The 19,144-nt window shown below is 74.2% G+C and carries 19 protein-coding genes; 11 read left to right on the top strand and 8 right to left on the bottom strand.

Annotated features, from left to right (window positions below; translation table 11 throughout):
- Positions 1-69 precede the first annotated feature (69 nt).
- From RCG67_RS03610 to RCG67_RS03590, 5 genes are all read left to right on the top strand, one after another.
- The gene (locus RCG67_RS03610; protein ID WP_368824863.1) at positions 70-231 is read left to right on the top strand and encodes a hypothetical protein; all 162 of its coding nucleotides are present in this window, start codon (positions 70-72) and stop codon (positions 229-231) included.
- Positions 228-1,673, top strand: a complete 1,446-nt coding sequence (locus RCG67_RS03605; protein ID WP_368824862.1) for a M28 family peptidase — start codon at positions 228-230, stop codon at positions 1,671-1,673. Before RCG67_RS03610 ends, RCG67_RS03605 begins: the two co-directional genes overlap by 4 nt.
- Before the next feature lie 250 nt (positions 1,674-1,923).
- Positions 1,924-3,516: a M28 family peptidase gene (locus RCG67_RS03600; RefSeq protein ID WP_368824861.1), complete on the top strand. Its 1,593-nt coding sequence runs from the start codon at positions 1,924-1,926 to the stop codon at positions 3,514-3,516.
- Positions 3,517-3,589: 73 nt separating this feature from the next.
- On the top strand, positions 3,590-5,053 hold the full coding sequence (locus RCG67_RS03595; protein WP_368824860.1) for an outer membrane protein assembly factor BamB family protein: 1,464 nt from the start codon (positions 3,590-3,592) through the stop codon (positions 5,051-5,053).
- A gap of 31 nt (positions 5,054-5,084) precedes the next feature.
- Positions 5,085-5,795, top strand: coding sequence for an HAD family hydrolase (locus tag RCG67_RS03590; RefSeq protein WP_368824859.1), 711 nt, complete (start codon positions 5,085-5,087; stop codon positions 5,793-5,795).
- 13 nt (positions 5,796-5,808) lie between these two features.
- Here RCG67_RS03590 and RCG67_RS03585 read toward each other — a convergent pair whose 3' ends face one another.
- The 4 genes from RCG67_RS03585 to RCG67_RS03570 form a co-directional block, all read right to left on the bottom strand.
- Complete coding sequence (locus RCG67_RS03585; RefSeq protein WP_368824858.1) at positions 5,809-6,816, bottom strand: NADP-dependent oxidoreductase; 1,008 nt, start codon at positions 6,814-6,816, stop codon at positions 5,809-5,811.
- Between the two features lie 48 nt (positions 6,817-6,864).
- Entirely contained in the window at positions 6,865-7,287 is a 423-nt protein-coding gene (locus RCG67_RS03580; protein ID WP_368824857.1) for an organic hydroperoxide resistance protein, read from the bottom strand.
- A 5-nt stretch (positions 7,288-7,292) separates the two neighbouring features.
- On the bottom strand, positions 7,293-7,757 hold the full coding sequence (locus RCG67_RS03575) for a MarR family winged helix-turn-helix transcriptional regulator (RefSeq protein WP_368824856.1): 465 nt from the start codon (positions 7,755-7,757) through the stop codon (positions 7,293-7,295).
- A gap of 67 nt (positions 7,758-7,824) precedes the next feature.
- A complete protein-coding gene (locus tag RCG67_RS03570) occupies positions 7,825-10,698 on the bottom strand; it encodes an FAD-binding and (Fe-S)-binding domain-containing protein (protein ID WP_368824855.1) in 2,874 nt (957 codons plus the stop codon).
- A 202-nt stretch (positions 10,699-10,900) separates the two neighbouring features.
- Between RCG67_RS03570 and RCG67_RS03565 the strand changes: the two genes are divergently transcribed.
- Both RCG67_RS03565 and RCG67_RS03560 read left to right on the top strand, forming a co-directional pair.
- Entirely contained in the window at positions 10,901-11,059 is a 159-nt protein-coding gene (locus RCG67_RS03565) for a hypothetical protein (protein ID WP_197412603.1), read from the top strand.
- Entirely contained in the window at positions 11,056-11,679 is a 624-nt protein-coding gene (locus tag RCG67_RS03560; protein ID WP_368824854.1) for an RBBP9/YdeN family alpha/beta hydrolase, read from the top strand. The genes RCG67_RS03565 and RCG67_RS03560 overlap by 4 nt, the downstream gene beginning before the upstream one ends.
- Here the strand turns inward: RCG67_RS03560 and RCG67_RS03555 are convergent.
- Together RCG67_RS03555 and RCG67_RS03550 are read right to left on the bottom strand one after the other, a co-directional pair.
- On the bottom strand, positions 11,669-12,592 hold the full coding sequence (locus RCG67_RS03555; protein ID WP_368824853.1) for a metallophosphoesterase: 924 nt from the start codon (positions 12,590-12,592) through the stop codon (positions 11,669-11,671). The two genes, RCG67_RS03560 and RCG67_RS03555, sit on opposite strands and share 11 nt — an antisense overlap.
- 14 nt (positions 12,593-12,606) lie before the next feature.
- Positions 12,607-14,763: a transglycosylase domain-containing protein gene (locus RCG67_RS03550; RefSeq protein ID WP_368824852.1), complete on the bottom strand. Its 2,157-nt coding sequence runs from the start codon at positions 14,761-14,763 to the stop codon at positions 12,607-12,609.
- Between the two features lie 91 nt (positions 14,764-14,854).
- Here RCG67_RS03550 and RCG67_RS03545 point away from each other — a divergent pair, with 91 nt between their 5' ends.
- From RCG67_RS03545 to RCG67_RS03535, 3 genes are read left to right on the top strand one after another with little or no spacing between them, the layout of a single operon-like run.
- Complete coding sequence (locus RCG67_RS03545) at positions 14,855-15,049, top strand: DUF4177 domain-containing protein (protein WP_031282517.1); 195 nt, start codon at positions 14,855-14,857, stop codon at positions 15,047-15,049.
- A 41-nt stretch (positions 15,050-15,090) separates the two neighbouring features.
- On the top strand, positions 15,091-15,576 hold the full coding sequence (locus RCG67_RS03540; RefSeq protein WP_058872394.1) for a RidA family protein: 486 nt from the start codon (positions 15,091-15,093) through the stop codon (positions 15,574-15,576).
- Positions 15,560-16,486, top strand: a complete 927-nt coding sequence (locus RCG67_RS03535) for an NUDIX hydrolase (RefSeq protein ID WP_368824851.1) — start codon at positions 15,560-15,562, stop codon at positions 16,484-16,486. Before RCG67_RS03540 ends, RCG67_RS03535 begins: the two co-directional genes overlap by 17 nt.
- A gap of 98 nt (positions 16,487-16,584) precedes the next feature.
- Here the strand turns inward: RCG67_RS03535 and RCG67_RS03530 are convergent, their stop codons facing one another.
- Positions 16,585-17,262: a Crp/Fnr family transcriptional regulator gene (locus RCG67_RS03530; protein ID WP_017832519.1), complete on the bottom strand. Its 678-nt coding sequence runs from the start codon at positions 17,260-17,262 to the stop codon at positions 16,585-16,587.
- 254 nt (positions 17,263-17,516) lie between these two features.
- Between RCG67_RS03530 and RCG67_RS03525 the strand changes: the two genes are divergently transcribed.
- Positions 17,517-18,680 carry a MarP family serine protease gene (locus RCG67_RS03525; protein WP_368824850.1) on the top strand — a complete coding sequence of 388 codons (1,164 nt, stop codon included), beginning with the start codon at positions 17,517-17,519 and terminating at the stop codon, positions 18,678-18,680.
- Positions 18,681-18,684: 4 nt separating this feature from the next.
- Here RCG67_RS03525 and aroQ read toward each other — a convergent pair whose 3' ends face one another.
- Entirely contained in the window at positions 18,685-19,134 is a 450-nt protein-coding gene (gene aroQ / locus RCG67_RS03520; protein ID WP_368824849.1) for a type II 3-dehydroquinate dehydratase, read from the bottom strand.
- Between the last annotated feature and the right edge of the window lie 10 nt (positions 19,135-19,144).

The following is a 19,144-nucleotide window of genomic DNA, read 5'->3' as shown; positions in this document are numbered from 1 at the left end:
CGCTCCATCAGCTCGATGAAGCCGCCGTCCGGGTCGAGCCCCCGATCGGCCCCTGCCGAGGGAGATCCCATGCGCCACCGCACCCATCACCACCGGAGCGTGGCCGCCGCAGCGGCCCGCACGCCGTTCAGCACCGGCGCCGAGCGCGCCGGACTCCCGATCGCCGGCGCCCCGACGAACGACGACGTGGCCGCCGCCGCAGAACCGACCGCCGCGGAGTGGTCCCGGTGACCGCGGCAGAGGTGCCCTCCGACAAGGTGCTGGAGCACCTCGAGGTGTTCCAGGCCATCGCCAACGCCAACAACGGCAACCGGGCCTCGGGCACGCCCGGCTACCGGGGCAGCGTGGACTACGTGGTCGGCCGGCTGCGGGCCGCCGGCTACGCCCCGCGGGTGCAGAGCTTCGACTTCCCCTTCTTCCAGGCGACCGGCCCGGCCACGGTCAGCGCGGGCGGCCGGCAGCTGCCTGCGGAGGACGTCGCGGTCATGACCTACTCCGGCTCCGGCACCGTGACCGCCACGGTGCAGGCCGTGGGGACCGCCGGAGAGCCTGCCGCGAGCACCAGCGGGTGTGAGGCCGGGGACTTCGCCGACTTCGTGCCGGGGAACATCGCGCTGCTCCAGCGGGGCACGTGCGCCTTCGGGACGAAGGCTGCCCACGCGGCGGCCGCCGGTGCTTCCGCGGTGCTGATCTTCAACACGGGTCTGCCCGGGGAGGAGGGCGTGGTCACCGGGACCCTCGGCGCACCGGGGGCGGCGACGATCCCCGTGGTCGGCCTCAGCCACGCCGCCGGCAGGGCGCTGCTCGGCGGGGTCGAGGTGACGGTGAGCACCCAGACCGTCTCCGAGAGCCGGGAGACCTTCAACGTCCTCGCCGAGACGAGCGCGGGGAACCCGGAGCGCACGGTCATGGTGGGCGCCCACCTGGACAGCGTCCCGGAGGGACCGGGGATCAACGACAACGCCTCCGGGTCCGCGGGGATCCTGGCCGTCGCCGAGGCGCTCGCGGGCACGGAGACCGCCAACGCCGTGCGCTTCGCCTGGTGGGGTGCCGAAGAGCTCGGCCTGCTCGGCTCCCGGCACTACGTCACGGACCTCAAGGCCAACGACGCCGCGACGCTGGAGAAGGTGGCCCTGTACCTGAACTTCGACATGATCGGCTCCCCGAACCACGGCCGCTTCGTCTACGACGGCGACGCCTCGGCGTTCGGCCCGGAGGACGGCTCGGTGCCCGCCCCGGCGGGATCCGCCGCGATCGAGGCGGCCTTCCACGAGCACTTCGGCTCCGTGGGGCTCGCCTCGGGCGAGACCGAGTTCAGCGGCCGCAGCGACTACGGGCCCTTCATCGAGGTCGGCGTGCCCTCCGGCGGGCTCTTCACCGGCGCCGAGGGGATCAAGACCGTGGAGCAGGCCGCCCTGTTCGGCGGCCGGGCCGGCATCGGCTACGACTTCTGCTACCACGCGGCGTGCGACGACCTCAGCAACATCGACCTCCGGACGCTGGACGAGATGACCGCGGCCGCCTCCGCCGTGGTCCGGCGCTTCGCCGACTCCGCCCTGGACCTCGAGGAGGAGGGGCAGCGGCTGCGCACCGCCGTGGGACCGATCCCGGCCGCCACGGTGGACCAGGGCCACGGCCCGAGCAACGCCGCCGAGGAGCGGCAGGCGCAGTGAGGAGATCGCAGCGAAGAAACCTCCGTGCGGCAGGCCCGCTCCGGGTCCCCGGCTGCGACGAGGCCACCGCCTGACGGCCCCGCCCCGGTGCTCCAGGACCGGGGCGGGGCCGTTCCCTTTCCCAAAAGCGGTCCGGCCATTGTGCCTCTGACCTGGAGCTGAGATCCTGTGCGCAACGCTCCACCCGTCCGGCGGAGCCGATGACGGACACGGTCGAGCCCCCGATCGGCCCCCGGCCCCGGGAGGACCCATGCCGCACCGCACACCCCGCCGTTGGACCGTGGCCGCTGCCCTGGCCGGCACCCTGGCCTTCGCGGTGCCGAGCGCCGTCGCGGCGCCCCCGGCACCGGACGACGACGCCGGCACGGCCGCCGGGACCGCCGTGGACGTGCCGCCGGAGCAGGTGCTGGAGCACCTCGAGGTGCTCCAGGCCGTCGCTTACGCCAACAGCGGCAACCGGGCCTCGGGCACGCCCGGCTACCGGGGCAGCGTGGACTACGTGGTCGGCCGGCTGCGGGCCGCCGGCTACGCGCCGCGGGTGCAGGGCTTCGACTTCCCCTTCTTCCAGGAGGTCGTCCCGACGACCGTCGCCGTGCCCGGGCCGGGCGGTGTCCCGCGGACCCTGACCGCCGAGGAGGCGGCCGTGATGGTCTACTCCGGCTCCGGCACGGTGACCGCCCCGGTGCAGGCCGTGGACACCACCGGCGCCCGGGAGGCGAGCACCAGCGGCTGCGAGGCCGAGGACTTCGCCGGCTTCACCGCGGGGAGCATCGCGCTGCTCCAGCGCGGCACGTGCACCTTCGGCGTGAAGGCCGCCAACGCGCAGGCGGCCGGGGCCTCCGCGGTGCTGATCTTCAACACGGGCCTGCCCGGGGAGGAGGGCGTGGTCGCTGGCACGCTGGGCGAGCCCGGCGCCGCGACCCTGCCGGTGGTCGGGCTCAGCCATGCCGCCGGGACCGCCCTGCTGGGCGGGGCCGAGGTGACCGTGACGGCGCAGACGGTCTCCGAGAACCGCCGGACCTTCAACGTCCTCGCCGAGACGAGCACTGGCGACCCCGGGAACACGGTGATGGTCGGCGCCCACCTGGACAGCGTGCCCGAGGGCGCGGGGATCAACGACAACGGCTCGGGCTCCGCGGGGATCCTGGCCGTCGCGGAGGCGCTCGCGGACACGGCGACCGCGAACCGCGTGCGCTTCGCCTGGTGGGGCGCGGAGGAGTTCGGCCTGCGCGGCTCCGAGCACTACGTCGCGGACCTCAAGGCGAACGATCCCGCCGCGCTGGAGAGCATCGCGCTGTACCTGAACTTCGACATGATCGGCTCCCCGAACTACGGGCGCTTCGTCTACGACGGCGACCACTCCGCGTTCCCGCCCGTGCAGGGCCCCGAGGGGCCGGTGACGGCCCCGGAGGGCTCGGCCGCGATCGAGGCGGCCTTCCACGAGCACTTCGGCTCCGTGGGCCTGGCCTCGGGCGAGACCGAGTTCAGCGGCCGCAGCGACTACGGGCCGTTCATCGCCGAGGGCGTTCCCTCCGGCGGGCTCTTCACCGGCGCCGAGGGGATCAAGACCGCGGAGCAGGCCGCCCTGTTCGGCGGCCGGGCCGGGGTCGCCTACGACTTCTGCTACCACGGCGCGTGCGACGACCTGGCCAACGTCGACGTCCGGGGACTCGACGAGATGACCGACGCGGCGGCCGCCGTGATCACGCGCTTCGCCGCCTCCACCGGAGACCTCACCGGCGCGGACGGGACCGAGCGGGAGGCCCAGCTCCCGCTCGGTCCCGCGACCGTGGACCAGGGCGACGGCCCGCACAGCGCCGCCACGGTGCCGGACGAGCAGTGAGACCGGCCCGCGCCGTGGTTTTCCTCCGCAACTTCGCTGTCGTCGAGGGAGGCCGGCGTTCCACACTGGAGGGATGACTCCCCTCCGGAACACCTGTGCCGTGCTGACCTGCGCCCTCCTGCTGGGCACCGGCCCCGCCGCTGCGGCCGAGACCCCGGTGGACTCCCCGCAGGAGTGGACGCAGTACCGGCTCACCCCCGAGAAGAACCCCGTGATCGAGACCGACGGCTCGGCGGTCCCCGCCGAGGACGGCTTCGAGCTGCCCGACGAGGTCCGTGCCACGCCCGTGGTCGTGGGGGACCGGCTCTACGTGGGCACCCACGGCAGCGGCACCCTGCACGCCTTCGACCTCGCGACCGGTGACCAGCTCTGGCAGGCCCAGGCCCCGAACTGGATCCACTCCGAGATGCTCGTCTCCGAGGGCACCGTCTACGTCGGCTACGGGGACCGCGGCCAGGAGCGCGGGGACGGGCTGCGCGGGGACGGTCCCGGTGGGGTGCTCGCGCTGGACGCCGGGACGGGCGAGCAGAAGTGGGCGTATCCCGTGGACGGCCACGTCATGCCGACCCCCGTGCTGCACGACGGCCGGATCCACGCCGCGACCGGGGACCGGCACCTGCACGTGCTCGACGCCGCGACGGGGGAGGGGCTCGAGCGGGTGGACGTCGGGGCGGTCATGAGCATGTCCGCCCCGGCCGCCGCCGAGGGCATGCTCTACGCCGGGGCGTTCGACGGCGGGCCGAAGGTGATCGGCTACGACATGGACGCCCGGGAGCTGACCTGGGCCACCGCGATGCCGGACGTGCAGTCGGGCCTCGACGACGTCCCGCCCGCGGTCTCCGAGGGCGTCGTGGTCACGACCTCCCACCGGGACATCGTGCCGGCGCAGCAGCTCGAGCACTGGGCCCACGGGCTCTCCGCCGACACCGGCGAGGTGCTCTGGGAGGTGCACCTGGGCGACGGCCCGTTCGTGCCGAACAACAAGTCCGGGGCTCCGGTGGTCGCGGACGGCGTGGTGTACGTGGGCAGCCCCACCACCCAGAAGCTCTACGCCCTGGACCTCGAGACGGGCGAGGAGCGGTGGTCCCACGACTCCGGGCCCGTCAAGGCGCCGCCCGTGGTGGTCGACGGGCACGTGGTGTACACGACCACCCAGGGGGAGATCGGCGCCGTCGACACCGGCACGGGGGCGCTCGCGGGCAGCCGGCAGCTCTCCGACGAGCCGCTGGCCCCCGCCGGGCCCATCGTCGTCGACGACGTGCTCCTGGTGCCCGGCCAGGACGGCATGGTCCACACCCTGGGTCTCGCCGAGCTGACCGGGGACACCGGCGCGGAGGAGACCCCGGCCGCCGGCGCGGACAGCACGGAGGAGGCGGGCGACGGGGCCGCGGCCGGCACCGGGGACGACGCGGCGGACACCGACGCGCTGGGCGGGGGAGCGCTCGGCCCGGCGGTCGCCGGCCTGCTCGCCGTCGGACTGCTCGGTGCGCTGGCGGTCCTCCTCGTGCGCCGCCGCCGGGGCCTCGCGACCGATTGATCACCCGCCCGGCGGGTGGAAGGGTGGGGCCATGACTGCTCCCCGGACCCCCGACCCCTCCGCGCCGGCACGGCGCGGCGTCCTGTTCGACGTCGACGGCACCCTCATCGACTCGAGCTACCTGCACACCGTCGCCTGGTGGCACGCCTTCAACCAGGCCGGCCACGACGTCCCCATGCACCGCATCCACCGGCTCATCGGCATGGGCTCGGAGCAGCTGATCGACGAGCTGCTGCCCGCGGACCGGGACCGGGACGAGGACGACGCCATCGGCGCCGCCCACGGGGCCCTGTTCTCCGTGCACTGGCCGGGGCTCAAGCCCACCCGGGGCGCCGCGGAGCTGCTGCGCCGCTGCGCCGACGCCGGCCTCGTGGTGGTGCTGGCGTCGTCGTCGAACGTCACCGAGGTCGCCGCCATGCGGGAGGCCCTCGGCTCCGACGACCTGCTCGCGGCGGTCACCACCGCCACCGATGCCGAGCACAGCAAGCCCGCCCCCGACATCTTCGCCGCGGCGCTGGAGGCGGGGGACCTGCGCCCCGAGGACGCGATCGTGGTGGGGGACGCCCGCTGGGACGTCGAGTCCGCGTGGCAGCTCGGCCTCGACGCCGTGTGCCTGACGAGCGGCGGGATCAGCGAGACGGAGCTGCGCGAGGCCGGGGCCGTGGCCGTCTACGCGGACCCGCAGGCCCTGCTGGACGACTTCGAGAACAGCCCCCTGGGCCGGCTCGTCCGGAACGGCTGAGCCGGCGCCGGCCTCAGAGCCGGACCACCATCTTCCCGGTGTTGGCGCCGGCGAGCAGGTCGATGAACGCCTGCGGGGCGTCGTCGAGGCCCTCGCGGACGGTCTCGTCCCAGACGATCTCGCCGGCGGCCAGCCAGCCGGTCATCCTCTCGCGGAACTCCGGGCCCAGGTCCTGGTGACCGCTCACCAGGAAGCCCTGCAGGCTCAGCTGCTTGCCGATCGCCAGCGCCAGGTTGCGCGGCGCGGCCGGGGGCTCGGTCGCGTTGTACTGCGAGATCGCCCCGCACAGGCACACCCGGCCGTGGGTGTTCAGGGCGGAGATCGCGGCCTCCAGGTGCTCGCCGCCCACGTTGTCGAAGTACACGTCGATGCCCTCCGGCGCCGCGCGCCGCAGCTGGGGGAGGACCGGGCCGTCGTGGTAGTCGAAGGCGGCGTCGAAGCCGAGCTCCAGCAGGCGGGCGACCTTCTCCGGGGAGCCGGCGCTGCCCACCACGCGCTCGGCCCCGCTGAGCCGTGCGATCTGGCCGACCAGCGAGCCGACGGCCCCGGCGGCGCCGGAGACGAACACCGTGTCCCCGGGCCGGAACCGCGCGGCGGCCATGAGCCCGGCGTACGCCGTGAGCCCCGGCATGCCGAGCACCCCGAGGTAGGCGGAGCCGGGGGCCAGCGCGGGGTCCACCACGGTGGCGGAGCCGGCGTCGAGCAGCGCGTGCTCGCGCCACCCGGCCCCGTGCAGCACCGTGGCGCCCACGGGCAGCTCGGGGGCGGACGAGGCGACGACCTCGCCCACGGCGCCGCCGTCGAGCGGGCGGTCCACCTGGAACGGCGGGACGTAGGACTTCACGTCGTTCATCCGGCCGCGCATGTACGGGTCCACGGACATCCAGCGGTTGGCGACGACGACCTGCCCGGGGCCGGGCTCGGGCAGCGCGACCTCCTCGAGCCGGAAGTTCTCGGGCACGGGGGCGCCGTCGGGGCGGGAGGCGAGCACGACCTGGCGGGTGCTGGTGGGCGGGGTCATCGGTTCTCCTGAGGGGACGAGGGGTGCGGGGAGGGCGGGGGCGGGGGATCAGTCCTCGGCGACGGTCACGCGGACGTCGACGTTGCCGCGCGTGGCGTTGGAGTACGGGCACACCTGGTGGGCCTTGTCGGCCAGCGACTGCGCGGTGTCCTGGTCGAGGTCGGGGAGCACGACCTCCAGGGTGACCTCGAGGCCGAAGCCGCCCTGACCATTGCCGCCGATGCCCACGCGGGCGCCGACGCTGGAGTCGCCGAGCCGGACCTTCTCCTGCCGGGCCACCATCTGCAGGGCGGAGTGGAAGCAGGCGGCGTAGCCGGCGGCGAAGAGCTGCTCGGGGTTCGCGCCGTCCCCGGAGCCGCCCATCTCCTGCGGGACGGCCAGGCCCAGGTCGATCCGGCCGTCGGTGGTGCGGGTGCGGCCGTTGCGGCCGGAGCCGGTGGCGAGGGCCTCGGCGGTGTAGACGGTGTCCATGCTGGTCACTCCCGGGTGTCGGTGTTGTCGGTGGTCGTGCTGTCCTCGTCGGCGGGGGCGCCGATCCTGCGGGCCAGATCGCGCAGCGCAGCCATCTCGGCGGCGGTCAGCCCCGAGGCCTCCAGGACCCGCCGCTGCACGGCCGGGGCGCGCTCGCGCAGCCGGTGGCCGGCCGGGGTGAGGTGGACGGTGACCCGCCGTTCGTCGTCGTGGCTCCGGCGGCGCTCGAGCAGGCCGCCGGTCTCCATCCGCTTCAGCAGCGGGGAGAGGGTGCCGCTGTCCAGGCGCAGGCGGGAGCCGAGCGCCGAGACGGTCTGGCCGTCCTCCTCCCACAGCGCGAGCAGCGCGAGGTACTGCGGATAGGTGAGGCCGAGCTCCGCCAGCGGCTCGCGGTAGGCCGCGGTCGTGGCGCGGGAGGCGGCGTAAAGCGCGAAGCACAGCTGCGCGTCGAGCCGGAGGTCTGCGTCCATGCCCTCATGGTGGCACAGCTTTCAGTTGGGCACAACTAGGTTGTGTCCAACCTATCGAAGGGAGCGGTCAGCGGGTCGCCTCCTCCAGGTGCTCGAGCACGTGCCGGTACGGGTGCCCGGTGGCCTCCGTCAGGCCCTGCTCGCACGTGCGGTTGAGCGACGCGTAGGCGTCGAAGCGGCGCCCGGTCACCTCACGGGCCTCCGCGGCGGTGGCCGAGGCCGTGAGCTCGGGGTGCAGCATGCCGCGGTCCCCGGCGTAGCCGCAGCAGCCCCAGTCCGCCGGCACGACCACGTCGCCGCTGATCGCCCGGGCCAGGGTCTCGAAGGCCCCGGTGGCGCCCAGGTGCACGCTCGAGCACGTGGGGTGCAGGGCCATCGACCCGATCGGCCGGCTCACGGTCAGCCGCCCCAGCACCCGGTCCGCCACGAACTCCACCGCGTCCACGAACCGCAGCGCGTGGTACTCGCTGGGCGCCGCCGCCAGCTCGGCCATGGTCTCCAGGCCCTCGGTGCAGGACGCGGCGTCGCAGACGACCGGCAGCTCGCCCTGGCGGGTCGCGGCCCACAGGCCCGCCAGCGTCCGCTCCGACATCGTGGCGTACCCCGTGGGCAGGCCCTTGGACTTCCACGGCGTCCCGCAGCACAGGCTCCCGATGCCCTCGGGGACCGTCACGTGCACCCCCGCGCGGTCGCACAGGGCGAGGAACGCCTGGGAGGCGGTCAGGGCCTCGCCGTCCCCGGACCGGGCGGCCGTGCCGAACATCGCGTTGATGCACGCCGGGAAGAACACGGCCTCCGCGGCCGGGTCCTGCCGCCGCGGCCGGGGCGGGCCGCCGGCGGGCAGCGCGTCCTGGTACTGCGGCACGTGCTCGGCGCCCAGCACGGCCCGGGCCGCGGCGGTCGCGGCGGCCGGCAGCACCGTGGGCAGGGCCTTGGCGGCGGTCAGGCCGAGGCCCGCCCCCGTCGTCGTCGCCCCCCACGCCCTCGCCGCCGCGCCCCAGCCGGCGTCCGCGACCCGGCTGTGGTCCTCGGCGCGCAGCCGGCGCACGAGGTCCCCCGTGTTGATCAGCACGGGGCAGGCCGTCACGCACATCCCGTCCACCGCGCACGTCTGCAGGCCCTCGTAGTCGTACTCGGCGCGCAGCCGGGCGGCGAGCTCGGCGTCCCCGCGCTCCTCGGCCGCCGCGATCTCCCGGCGGCCCACGATGCGCTGCCGCGGCGTGAGGGTGAGGTCCTTCGAGGGGCAGACCGGCTCGCAGTAGCCGCACTCCACGCACCGGTCCACCTCCTGCTCCACCGTGGGGGCGGTCTTGAGGTCCCGCACGTAGACGGTGGGGTCCTCGTTGAGCAGCACGCCCGGGTTCAGCAGTGCGCCCGGGTCCACGAGCCGCTTGAGCTCCACCATGACGTCGTAGAGCTCGTCCCCGTACTGCCGGCGCACGAACGGCGCCATGTTGCGCCCCGTGCCGTGCTCGGCCTTGAGCGAGCCGTGGTGGTCGAGGACCAGGGCCACCATGTCCTCGGTGAAGCGCTCGTAGCGGGCCAGCAGGTCCGGGCGGTCGAACTGCTCGTTGAGCATGAAGTGCACGTTGCCGTCCTTGGCGTGCCCGAAGATCACGGAGTCCCGGTAGCCGTGGGCGTCGAAGAGCTCCGTGAGCTGCTCGCACGTCTCGCCGAGCTCCGCGACGGGGACGACGACGTCCTCGAGCAGTGCGTTCGACCCGCTCGGCCGGGCCCCCGCCACCGTGGTGTAGAGGCCCTTGCGCACGGTCCACAGCGCGGCGCGCGCGGACCGGTCGTCCGTCAGGGCGGGCGGCGCCGCGAGGTCCAGGGTGCGGAACAGCTGCGCGGCGCCCGCGGAGAGCTCCTGCGCCTCCTCCCGCGTGCGGCCCTGGTACTCGACGAGCAGCGCCGCGTGGTCCTGGACGTCCACGTCGAGGATCTGCGCCGGGGCCAGGCCCGTGCGCTGGGAGACCTTCAGGGACGTGGCGTCGAGCAGCTCGACCGTGGCGGAGCGGGCCGCCACCAGCGCGGGGACGGTCCGGGTGGCCGCGGCGAGGTCCGGGAACACCAGCAGCCCGGTGGCGGCGAACGGCAGGATCTCCACCGTGCGGAAGACGGCCTCGGCCACGAAGCCCAGGGTGCCCTCGCTGCCGACCATCAGGTGCTCGAGGATCCGCGCCGGCTCGTCGTGGTCCAGGAAGGAGTTGAGGCCGTAGCCCATGGTGTTCTTCATCGAGAACTGCCGCTGGACCGTGCGCACCGACCCGGGGTTGCCGCGCACCCGGTCCCGCAGCCGCAGCAGGCCCTCGTGCAGGCCGGGCTCGAGCTCCCGCAGCCGCCGGTCGGCGTCCGGGTCCGCGGTGTCCACCCGGGTCCCGGAGGGCAGGACGAACACCATGGACTCGAGCGTGCGGTACGTGTTCGTCTCGGTCCCGCACGCCATGCCCGAGGAGTTGTTGGCCACCACGCCGCCGATCGTGCACGCCGCCTCGCTCGCCGGGTCCGGCCCCAGCCGGCGCCCGTGCGAGGCCAGCCGGGCGTTGACCTGCCGGACCGTGGCCCCCGGCTGGACGCGGACCCGCCGGCCGCCGTCCAGCACCTCGATCTCCCGGAAGTTCCGGCGGACGTCGACCAGCACCTGGTCCGTCACGGACTGCCCGGACAGCGAGGTCCCGCCGGAGCGGAAGGTCAGGCCCAGGCCGTGGCGGGCCGCCGTGCGGAAGAGCCCGCCCATGTCCGCGGCCGAGCGCGGGCGCACCACGGCGGCGGGCTGGAGCAGGTAGTGCGAGGCGTCGTGGGCCAGGGCGCGGTGCTCGAGCTGCGAGGTCACCACCGCGTCGCGGCCGCAGCTGCTCCGGAGCTCCTCCAGCAGCTCCGCGGGGACGGGGGCGGGGCCGGACACGGGGCCGGGGGAGCGGCGGGTGCTCGGGGCGATCATGGGGTCTCCTGACGGGGAGTCGGGGCGGCCGGTGTGGTCCGTGCCACATCTTATGGTAGGACCACAGGGTCGCGCGGCTCCCGCCCGCGACCACGTCGCCCGCCCCGGAACCGGGGCGGGGGGATTGTGGGCGGCGCCGATATGGGGGAAGCTCGGGCCACGGGCCGGAGCGCCCTGGAACCGACTCCCGGAGGAGACCACCATGGACCCCATCTGCCCCTCCTGCGGCGGACCCCTGCGCCAGATCCCCGAAGACCAGTGGCCCGAGGGCGGGCCCGTCCCCGAGGGGACGGTCGAGATGTACCTGTGCGACGAGACCAACCACCGGATCATCGTGGCGGTCCCCGAGATCTCCGGGTGAACCGCCCGGCGCCGGACGTCCGGAGGGTCGTGGTGGTGCACGGCTACGACGCCGCCCCCGACCAGCACTGGTTCCCGTGGCTGCGCGACCGGCTGACCGCCGAGGGCGTGCGGACGGACGTCGTGGAGCTCCCGGAGCCGTCCTTCCCGGAGGCCGGGGCGTGGCTGGCCGCCGTGGCGCGGGCGGTGGGGGAGCCGGACCGGCACACCCACCTGGTCGGTCACAGTCTCGGCTGCGTCACCCTCCTGCGCCACCTCGCCGGCCTGCCCCGGCCCTGGGAGCTGGGCGGGCTGGTGCTCGTCGCCGGCTTCACGGGACCGCTCGGGTCCGTGCCGCTTCTGGACGGGTTCCTCGCCGAGGACGTGGGCGTCTCCGCGGTGCGCGCGCACGCCCGGCGCCGGCTGGTGCTGCGCTCCGACGACGACCCGACCGTGCCGCCGGCGGCCACCGAGGCGCTCGCGGAGCGCCTCGGCGCCCCTGTGCAGGTGGTGCCCGGGGCCGGGCACTTCTGCGGCTCCGACGGCGTCACCCGCCTGCCCGCCGTGCTCGACGCCCTGGAGCCGCGCCGCGGCCCCGGGGCCGCGGCGCGCGCGGAGACCGGGGGCCCGCTCAGTCCGTGAGCGTCAGCAGCACGGCCTCCGGCGGGCAGAACAGCCGGATCGGGGCGAAGCGGGACGTGCCCAGGCCCGCCGAGACGTTGACCGGCACCCCGCCCTGGGTGATGAGCCCCTTGCAGCGCTCCGGCTCGAGGTCGCAGTTGCTGACCAGCGCCCGTCCGCCCGGCAGACAGACCTGCCCGCCGTGCGTGTGCCCCGCCAGCACCAGCTGCGCGCCGTCCGCCGCGAAGCGGTCCAGGGTCCGCAGGTAGGGGGCGTGGGCCACCCCGAGGCGCAGGTCCGCCGTCGCGGGGTCCCCGAAGCCGGGGTGCCGGTCGTAGCCCAGGTGCGGGTCGTCCACCCCGGAGAGGTCCAGGGTCAGGCCCGCGACCTCCATCCGCGCGGCGCGGTTGATCAGCGGCGTCCAGCCGGCGGCGTCGAACGCGTCGTGCATGTCCTGGGTGGGCAGCCGGGGCGCCTCGTCCCGCCCCTCCCCGGAGGTGTCGCGCCACAGGTAGCGGAACGGGTTCTTGGGCCGCGGCGCGAAGTAGCAGTTGGACCCCGGGACGTAGGCCCCGGGGAAGCGGAACAGCGGCTCGAGGACGTCCAGCAGCCACGGCAGGGCCCCGGGGTGGGAGAGGTTGTCCCCGGTGTCCACCACGAGGTCCGGCTCCAGGTCCGCGAGCGAGTGCACGAACCGGCGCACCGCGCGCTGGCCCGGCCAGACGTGCAGGTCCGACAGGTGCAGGATCCGCAGCGGCGCGCTGCCCGCGGGCAGCAGCCGGAGCCGCTCCGTGCGCAGCTGGAAGCGGCGGCGCTCGACGGCGACGCCCCACGCGCCGAGGCCCGCCGCGGTGACGGCACCGGCGGCCGTCACCGCGGCGGCGGTCCGCAGGGCGGGCGCGAGCGTGCTCCGGGGGGTGTGTACGGGATCCATCGACGGTGCCGGGATCAGCCGGGCTCCGAGGTGCCGTTGCGGCCCTCGAGCACGTCGTCGTCGGGCTCCTCGAACTCGTCCGTGTCGTAGTCCCGCGCCACCTCGCGCATGAACCGCTGCCACTGGCCGCCGGCGTAGGTGGAGCCGTCCACCCAGTCGTCGCCCTCGGTGCGCTCGCCGCCGATGGACAGCCCGTTCAGGGACCGGGAGCCGAACTCGTAGTTGCCGACCCACGACGCGGTGGCCAGGCCCTGGGTGTAGCCCACCATCCAGGTCTGGGTCGAGTTGTCCGTGGTGCCCGTCTTGGCCGCGGAGGCGCCCGGCAGGCCGATCTCCCGCTGCCAGCCCGAGCCGCGGATCAGGGTCTGGTTGAGCGCATAGTTCACGCCGTCGGCCACGTCCTCGCTGATGACGCGCTCGCAGGACGTCTCGGGGATGTCGTACTCCTTGCCCGTGTAGTCCACGACCCGCTCGAGGGCGCGTGGTTCGCACATCTCGCCGCGGTTGGCGAACGCGGAGTAGGCCCGGGCCATGGTCATCGGGGAGATGTCCACGGAACCGCCCAGCAGGGACGCCAGGACCGTGGTGTCCACGGGCTCGCCGTTCTTGCCGTTGACGATGCCCAGCGACTCGGAGATCTCGCCGATGTCGCACAGGTCGAGGTCCTCCGCCATCGCGTAGATCGCGGTGTTGATCGAGTTGTACAGGCCGAAGTCGGCCTCCATCTCCCGGGTGTAGCCGGGCTCCGCGTTCTGGATCTCGAAGCCCTCGCCGTTGTTGCCGGGCTCGATCTTGTAGCCGCGCTCCAGGCAGGACGCGTCCCACCGGTAGTCGGCGGGCCACTTGGTCCGGGTGGCGTCGATCTCGTCCTCGGCGCCGTTGCCGGCATCGATCCAGGCGGCGTAGGTCAGCGGCTTGTAGGTCGAGCCGACCTGGAAGCCGCCGGCCCCGCCCATCCACGAGTCCACGTTGAAGTTGTACGTGGTGTTGGAGTCGCCCTCCGCCGTGGAGTAGTAGGTGTTCTGCGCCATCGCCACGATGTCCCCGTTGGAGGGCTCGAGGGAGACGAGCGCGGTGGAGACGTTGTCCGGGTTGTCGTCCCGGGGCTGGGTCTCGTTGACCGACTCCTGGGCCGCGCGCTGGGCCTCGATGTCGAGCGTGGTGGTGATGGTGAGCCCGCCCAGCTGCAGCGTCTTGAGCCGCTCCTCGGGGGTCTCGCCGAACGCCGAGTCCTGGAGGATGGAGTTCTCCACGTAGTCGCAGAAGTAGGGGGCGATCTCGGCGGCCGTGCACCCGGAGTTCGTGGGGTTGAGGTCCACCTCGATCGGCTCGGCGGCCGCGGCCGCGTGCTCCTCCGGGGTGATCGCACCGGTGGTGAGCATCGTGTCCAGCACGATGTTGCGCCGCTCCGTGGCGGCCTCCGGGTTCGCGGCGGGGTCGTAGTAGTTGGGGGACTGCACCATCCCGGCCAGCACGGCGGACTGGGCGATGCTCAGCTCGGACGCGGGGATGCCCCAGTAGTACTGGGCGGCCGCCTCCACGCCGTAGTTCTGCCCGCCGAAGAGCACCATGTTGAGGTAGCCCTCGAGGATCTGGTCCTTGCTCAGCTCCTGCTCCATGGACAGGGCGAGCTTGATCTCCTTGATCTTGTCCGTGTACCCCTTGTCGGCGCCGATGGTCGTGGCCTCCTCGCCGGCCCGCACCTGGGAGTCGATGAGCAGGTTGTTCACGTACTGCTGCGTGATGGTCGACGCGCCCTGGCGGGCGTCCGGGCGGATGATGTTGTTGCCCAGGGCCCGCAGGATGCCGCCGAGGTCCACGCCGCCGTGCTCGTAGAAGTCGCGGTCCTCGATGGCGAGGATCGCGGCCTCCATGTGCGGGGAGATCTCGTCCAGGCTCACGGGGGTGCGGTTCTGCGCGTAGAACGTGGCGATCTCCGTCCCGTCCCGGGACACCACGGTGGAGGCGCGCGACATCGGCCCCGCCTCCATCTGGGCCGGGAGGTCCTTGAACCACCCGATGGAGGCGTTCGCGGCGAGGCCCGTGGCGGCTGCGGGGGGGACCAGGAGACCGGCGGCCACGATGCCGGCGACGATGCTCGTGGCGATGAACGCCACGACGTTGCCCAGGGCCGACGGTGCCTGCGCGGCAGGGTACTTGCGGGAAGCCATTCGGACAGTCTACAAGCGCGAACCCGGCCGCGGTCTGTGTGCCGCCCGTCACGGCGGAGCGCGTCCGGGCGTTCGTGGCTACGCTGGGGCCATGACTACCTGGGAATACGCCACCGTGCCGCTCATGATCCACGCCACCAAGCAGATCCTCGACAACTGGGGCGACGACGGGTGGGAGCTCGTCACCGTGCTGCCCGGCTCCACCCCCGCCGACGTCCCGGCGGGCAACGTGAACGCGCCCGTCCAGACCAACCCCATCGCCTACTTCAAGCGCCCCAAGGGCTGACGGCCGGACGCCGCCGACCCCGAGAACCCCGGAGGACTTCCATGCGCAACGGCTCCGCCGTCGAAACCCGCATCGCCGAGCTCGGCCTCGAGCTCCCGGCGGTCGCGGCCCCCGTGGCCGCCTACGTGCCCGCCGTGGTCACTGGCTCGTGGGTGCACACCTCGGGCCAGCTGCCCTTCGTGGACGGGCAGCTGCCCGCCACCGGCAAGGTGTCCGCGTCCGGGGCGGCGGGCACCGTCTCCCCCGAGGACGCCCACGAGCTCGCGGCCCGCGCCGCCCTCAACGCCGTGGCCGCGGTCAAGGAGGCCGTCGGGGACCTGGACCGGGTGGTCCGGGTCGTCAAGGTCGTCGGCTTCGTCGCCTCCGACCCCGGCTTCACCGGCCAGCCCGGCGTGATCAACGGCGCCTCGGAGCTGCTGGGCCGGATCTTCGGCGACGCGGGCGTGCACGCCCGCTCCGCGGTGGGCGTGGCGGTGCTGCCGCTCGACGCGCCGGTCGAGGTGGAGCTCGTTGCCGAGTTCCGCTGAGCCGCCGGTCCCGTCCCCGCGGACGGGGCGCCTGCCCGTGGTGCGCTGGTTCGAGATCCCGGAGGGCCAGCGCGAGGCCGCACAGGCGTGGCTCGAGCGCGGCGCCGGCATCCCGGGCAGCGCCCCCTCGCCGGCCGCCGCCGTGGTGTTCGTGCGGGACGGCGACCACGGCGTGGAGACCTACCTCACCTACCGGCCGGGCAACTCCCCGCTCGGCACCGTGGGCTTCCCCGGCGGCACCCTCGAGTCCCACGACGACGACCCCCTCGACTGGGCGGGCCCCAGCCCCTCGGACTGGGCGCGCAAGCTCGGCATGGAGGGCGACCTCGGCCGGGCCCGGCGCGCGGTGGTCGCCGCGGTCCGCAAGGCCTTCGAGGAGGCCGGCGTGCTGCTCGCGGGGGCGGACTCGATGAGCACCGTCGAGTCGGTGGAGGGCGCCGAGTGGATGCGCTCCCGGGAGGCGCTCGCGGTGGGGGACGTGTCCCTCGCCCAGGTGCTGGGACGGCGCCGCCTGGTGCTGCGCTCCGACCTGCTCAAGCCCCTCGCGCACTGGGTCACCTCCGACTTCGCCCATCGCCGCTACGACATCCACTACTTCACCGCGGTGGTCCCCGACGGGCAGGCCCCGTCCGTGCTGGAGTCCAAGGGCGTCTGGGGCCGGTGGGTGGACGCCGCCCAGGCCGTGGCCGACCCGCAGGGCAGCTGGCTCGGGGACCTCGTGGGGCGGCAGGACACCGTGGGCCGCACGATCGACGACCTCTCCTCGCCGGGCGTCCAGTGCATGCTCGAGTCCGTCGCCGAGTGCTCGTCGGCGATCGCCTTCCTCGCCAAGAAGCGGGCCGTGGTGGCCCGCAACCCGGTGCTCGAGGTGCACGAGGGCCGGCCCGTGCTGCGCCTCGACCTCTCCTGAGGCCTCGCCCCGGCCGTCCCGGCCCGCCCGCCGTGACCGGGCACGGCAGCGGCCCGGTCACCCGCGAGGGCGACCGGGCCGCTGCCGTGGGGCGGGGCTCAGCGGCTGCGCTGCTTGAGCCGCTGCAGGTCGAGGATCACCACGGCGCGCGCCTCGAGCCGGATCCAGCCGCGCTGGACGAACTCCGCCAGCGCCTTGTTCACCGTCTCGCGGGACGCGCCGACGAGCTGCGCCAGCTCCTCCTGGGTCAGCTCGTGCGCCACGAGGATGCCGTCCGTGGCGGGCCGGCCGAACCGGTCGGCCAGGTCCAGCAGCGCCTTGGCCACGCGGCCGGGCACGTCGGAGAAGACCAGGTCGGCGAGGCTCTCGTTGGTGCGCCGCAGCCGGCGGGCCAGGGCCTGCAGCAGCTGCGCCGAGACGTCGGGGGAGCGCTCGATGACCTTCTTGAGGTTCTCATGCTTGAGCCCGGCCAGGCGCGTCTCGGACACAGCGGTCGCGGACGTGGACCGCGGGCTGGGGTCGAACAGGGCCATCTCGCCGAACAGCTCGCCCGGGCCCATGATCGCCACGAGGCTCTCGCGGCCGTCCGGGGCGGTGCGGCCGAGCTTGATCTTCCCCGAGATGATGAAGTAGAGCTGGTCGCCCGGGTCGCCCTCGTGGAACAGCGTGGAGCCGCGCGAGAGGTCGACCTCGGTGAGCTCCTCGGTGAGGGCGGCGAACGCCTGGTCGTCCAGGGACGCGAACAGGGGAGCGCGGCGGAGGACGTCGATATCCATGGTTCTCCTCAAGAAGTGCCGCCGCCGGGCCGTGGCCCGCGGCGGCCGATGTCAGCGGGAGTCGCCCGCACCAGTGTGTGAGCGACCTAACGTACCTGACGTTCACTGTAGTGTCTCCGGCGCGCGATTCCCAAGGACGGGCGTGGCGGGCCGGGTGCGGCGACAGGAACGCCTCACGCATCTCACAGCCGGGCTCCCTATGCTGGTGGCTCGCTCCCCGGCCGCCGGCCCCACAGAACTCGCAGAGGAACCCGATGTCCCCGTCCTTCAACCTGCTCGACGTCCTGCTGGCCGTGGTGCTGCTGGGCTACCTCTTCTACGGGTTCAGCCGCGGCTTCTTCAACTCCCTGTTCTCCCTGGCCGGGCTCGTGCTCGGCGGCGTGGCGGCGTTCTCGGCCGCCCCGTGGGTCAGCGCGCAGGTGGATCCGCAGTACCGGGTGGGCGCCGTGCTCGTCACCGTGATCGTCCTCCTGGTGGTGGGCCAGATGCTGGGCGGGGTGCTGGGCCGCGCCCTGTCCGCCGTGACCGAGCGGATGCGCCTGGGCGCGCTCAACCGGATCGCCGGGGCGGCCCTGGACGTCGCCGTCGCCGCGCTCGTGCTCTCGCTGCTCGGCTCGCTCGTCGGCCAGCTCGGCGTCCCGACCCTGTCCCAGCAGGTGGCGTCCTCCACCGTGCTGCGCACGATCGACGAGAACACCCCCGGGCCCGTGCGCGAGGCGGTGACCGAGGCGCGCAACGCCGTGGGCGGGGCCACCGGCATCCGGCAGCTGGACGCCCTGCTGTTCCCCGCCGAGGAGGCCCCCGACGAGAGCGTCAGCACGCCCGCCTTCCAGGAGGCCGGGCAGTCCGTGGTGCAGGTCTACGGCATGGCGGTCGAGTGCCGGCAGAACCAGACGGGCTCGGGCTTCGTGACCGCCGCCGGGCAGGTGGTGACCAACGCCCACGTGGTGGCCGGGGTGGACGAACCGGTGGTGCAGACCCGGGACGGCCAGGTGCACTCCGCCGACGTGGTCCACTTCGACCCGGCCACCGACCTGGCCGTCCTCTCCGCGCCGTCCCTGCCGCTGCGCGCCCTGGCGCTCGGGGAGGACCCCGCGTCCGGGGACGTGGTCGCCTTCATGGGCTACCCGCTGGGCGGGCCGTTCGAGGCCGGGCCAGCCACCGTGCAGGGCACGGCGCTCGCCCCCGTGCAGGGGACCGGCGGGACCATGGAGATCATCCAGCTGGCCGGGCAGGTCCAGCAGGGCAACTCCGGCGGCCCGCTCGTGGCGCAGGACGGCACGGTCGTCGGCGTCGTCTTCGCCAAGGCCCTCGAGGGGCAGGTCGGCTACGCCCTGACCCTGGACGAGCTGCGCGGGGCGCTCGACGCCACCGGCGGCAGCACCCGGGCCGTGGACTCCGGGGCCTGCGCGGCCTGAGGCCCTAGCCCTCCAGGGTCCGCAGCAGGTGCTCGACCGCCAGCTCGTAGCCGAGGGCGCCCGCCCCGGCGATCACCGCGTCCGCCTGCAGCGACACGTAGGAGGTGTGCCGGAACGGCTCGCGCCGGTGCACGTTGGACAGGTGCACCTCCACCACCGGCAGCTCCGCGGCCTCGAGCGCGTCGTGGATCGCGATCGAGTAGTGGGTGAACGCCGCCGGGTTGATGATGATCGCCGCACCCTCGGTCCGGGCCTCCTGGATCAGGTCCACCAGGACGCCCTCGTGGTTGGACTGGTGGAACGCCACGTCCCGGCCGCCCGCGGCGGCCCGGGCGCGCACGGCCTCCTCGATGTCCGCGAGCGTCGTGGTGCCGTACACCTCCGGGCGCCGGACCCCGAGCAGGTTGAGGTTGGGGCCGTTGAGGACGTAGATCGGTCTGCGCGTGGTGGTCATGCCCGCATCC

The sequence above is a fragment of the Kocuria cellulosilytica genome (assembly GCF_040981245.1).
Taxonomy (GTDB): Bacteria; Actinomycetota; Actinomycetes; order Actinomycetales; family Micrococcaceae; genus Kocuria; species Kocuria cellulosilytica.
Note: the sequence above shows the minus strand (reverse complement) of the source record. Positions and strands in the feature narration are given on the sequence as shown.

What these genes read in the sequence shown, in the direction of transcription:
- RCG67_RS03610 (WP_368824863.1), top strand. Translation starts at nt 70, where the DNA reads ATGCGCCACCGCACCCATCACCACCGGAGCGTGGCCGCCGCAGCGGCC.
- RCG67_RS03600 (WP_368824861.1), top strand. Translation starts at nt 1,924, where the DNA reads ATGCCGCACCGCACACCCCGCCGTTGGACCGTGGCCGCTGCCCTGGCC.
- RCG67_RS03595 (WP_368824860.1), top strand. Translation starts at nt 3,590, where the DNA reads ATGACTCCCCTCCGGAACACCTGTGCCGTGCTGACCTGCGCCCTCCTG.
- RCG67_RS03590 (WP_368824859.1), top strand. Translation starts at nt 5,085, where the DNA reads ATGACTGCTCCCCGGACCCCCGACCCCTCCGCGCCGGCACGGCGCGGC.
- RCG67_RS03585 (WP_368824858.1), bottom strand. Translation starts at nt 6,816, where the DNA reads ATGACCCCGCCCACCAGCACCCGCCAGGTCGTGCTCGCCTCCCGCCCC.
- RCG67_RS03580 (WP_368824857.1), bottom strand. Translation starts at nt 7,287, where the DNA reads ATGGACACCGTCTACACCGCCGAGGCCCTCGCCACCGGCTCCGGCCGC.
- RCG67_RS03575 (WP_368824856.1), bottom strand. Translation starts at nt 7,757, where the DNA reads ATGGACGCAGACCTCCGGCTCGACGCGCAGCTGTGCTTCGCGCTTTAC.
- RCG67_RS03570 (WP_368824855.1), bottom strand. Translation starts at nt 10,698, where the DNA reads ATGATCGCCCCGAGCACCCGCCGCTCCCCCGGCCCCGTGTCCGGCCCC.
- RCG67_RS03565 (WP_197412603.1), top strand. Translation starts at nt 10,901, where the DNA reads ATGGACCCCATCTGCCCCTCCTGCGGCGGACCCCTGCGCCAGATCCCC.
- RCG67_RS03555 (WP_368824853.1), bottom strand. Translation starts at nt 12,592, where the DNA reads ATGGATCCCGTACACACCCCCCGGAGCACGCTCGCGCCCGCCCTGCGG.
- RCG67_RS03550 (WP_368824852.1), bottom strand. Translation starts at nt 14,763, where the DNA reads ATGGCTTCCCGCAAGTACCCTGCCGCGCAGGCACCGTCGGCCCTGGGC.
- RCG67_RS03545 (WP_031282517.1), top strand. Translation starts at nt 14,855, where the DNA reads ATGACTACCTGGGAATACGCCACCGTGCCGCTCATGATCCACGCCACC.
- RCG67_RS03540 (WP_058872394.1), top strand. Translation starts at nt 15,091, where the DNA reads ATGCGCAACGGCTCCGCCGTCGAAACCCGCATCGCCGAGCTCGGCCTC.
- RCG67_RS03530 (WP_017832519.1), bottom strand. Translation starts at nt 17,262, where the DNA reads ATGGATATCGACGTCCTCCGCCGCGCTCCCCTGTTCGCGTCCCTGGAC.
- RCG67_RS03525 (WP_368824850.1), top strand. Translation starts at nt 17,517, where the DNA reads ATGTCCCCGTCCTTCAACCTGCTCGACGTCCTGCTGGCCGTGGTGCTG.
- aroQ (WP_368824849.1), bottom strand. Translation starts at nt 19,134, where the DNA reads ATGACCACCACGCGCAGACCGATCTACGTCCTCAACGGCCCCAACCTC.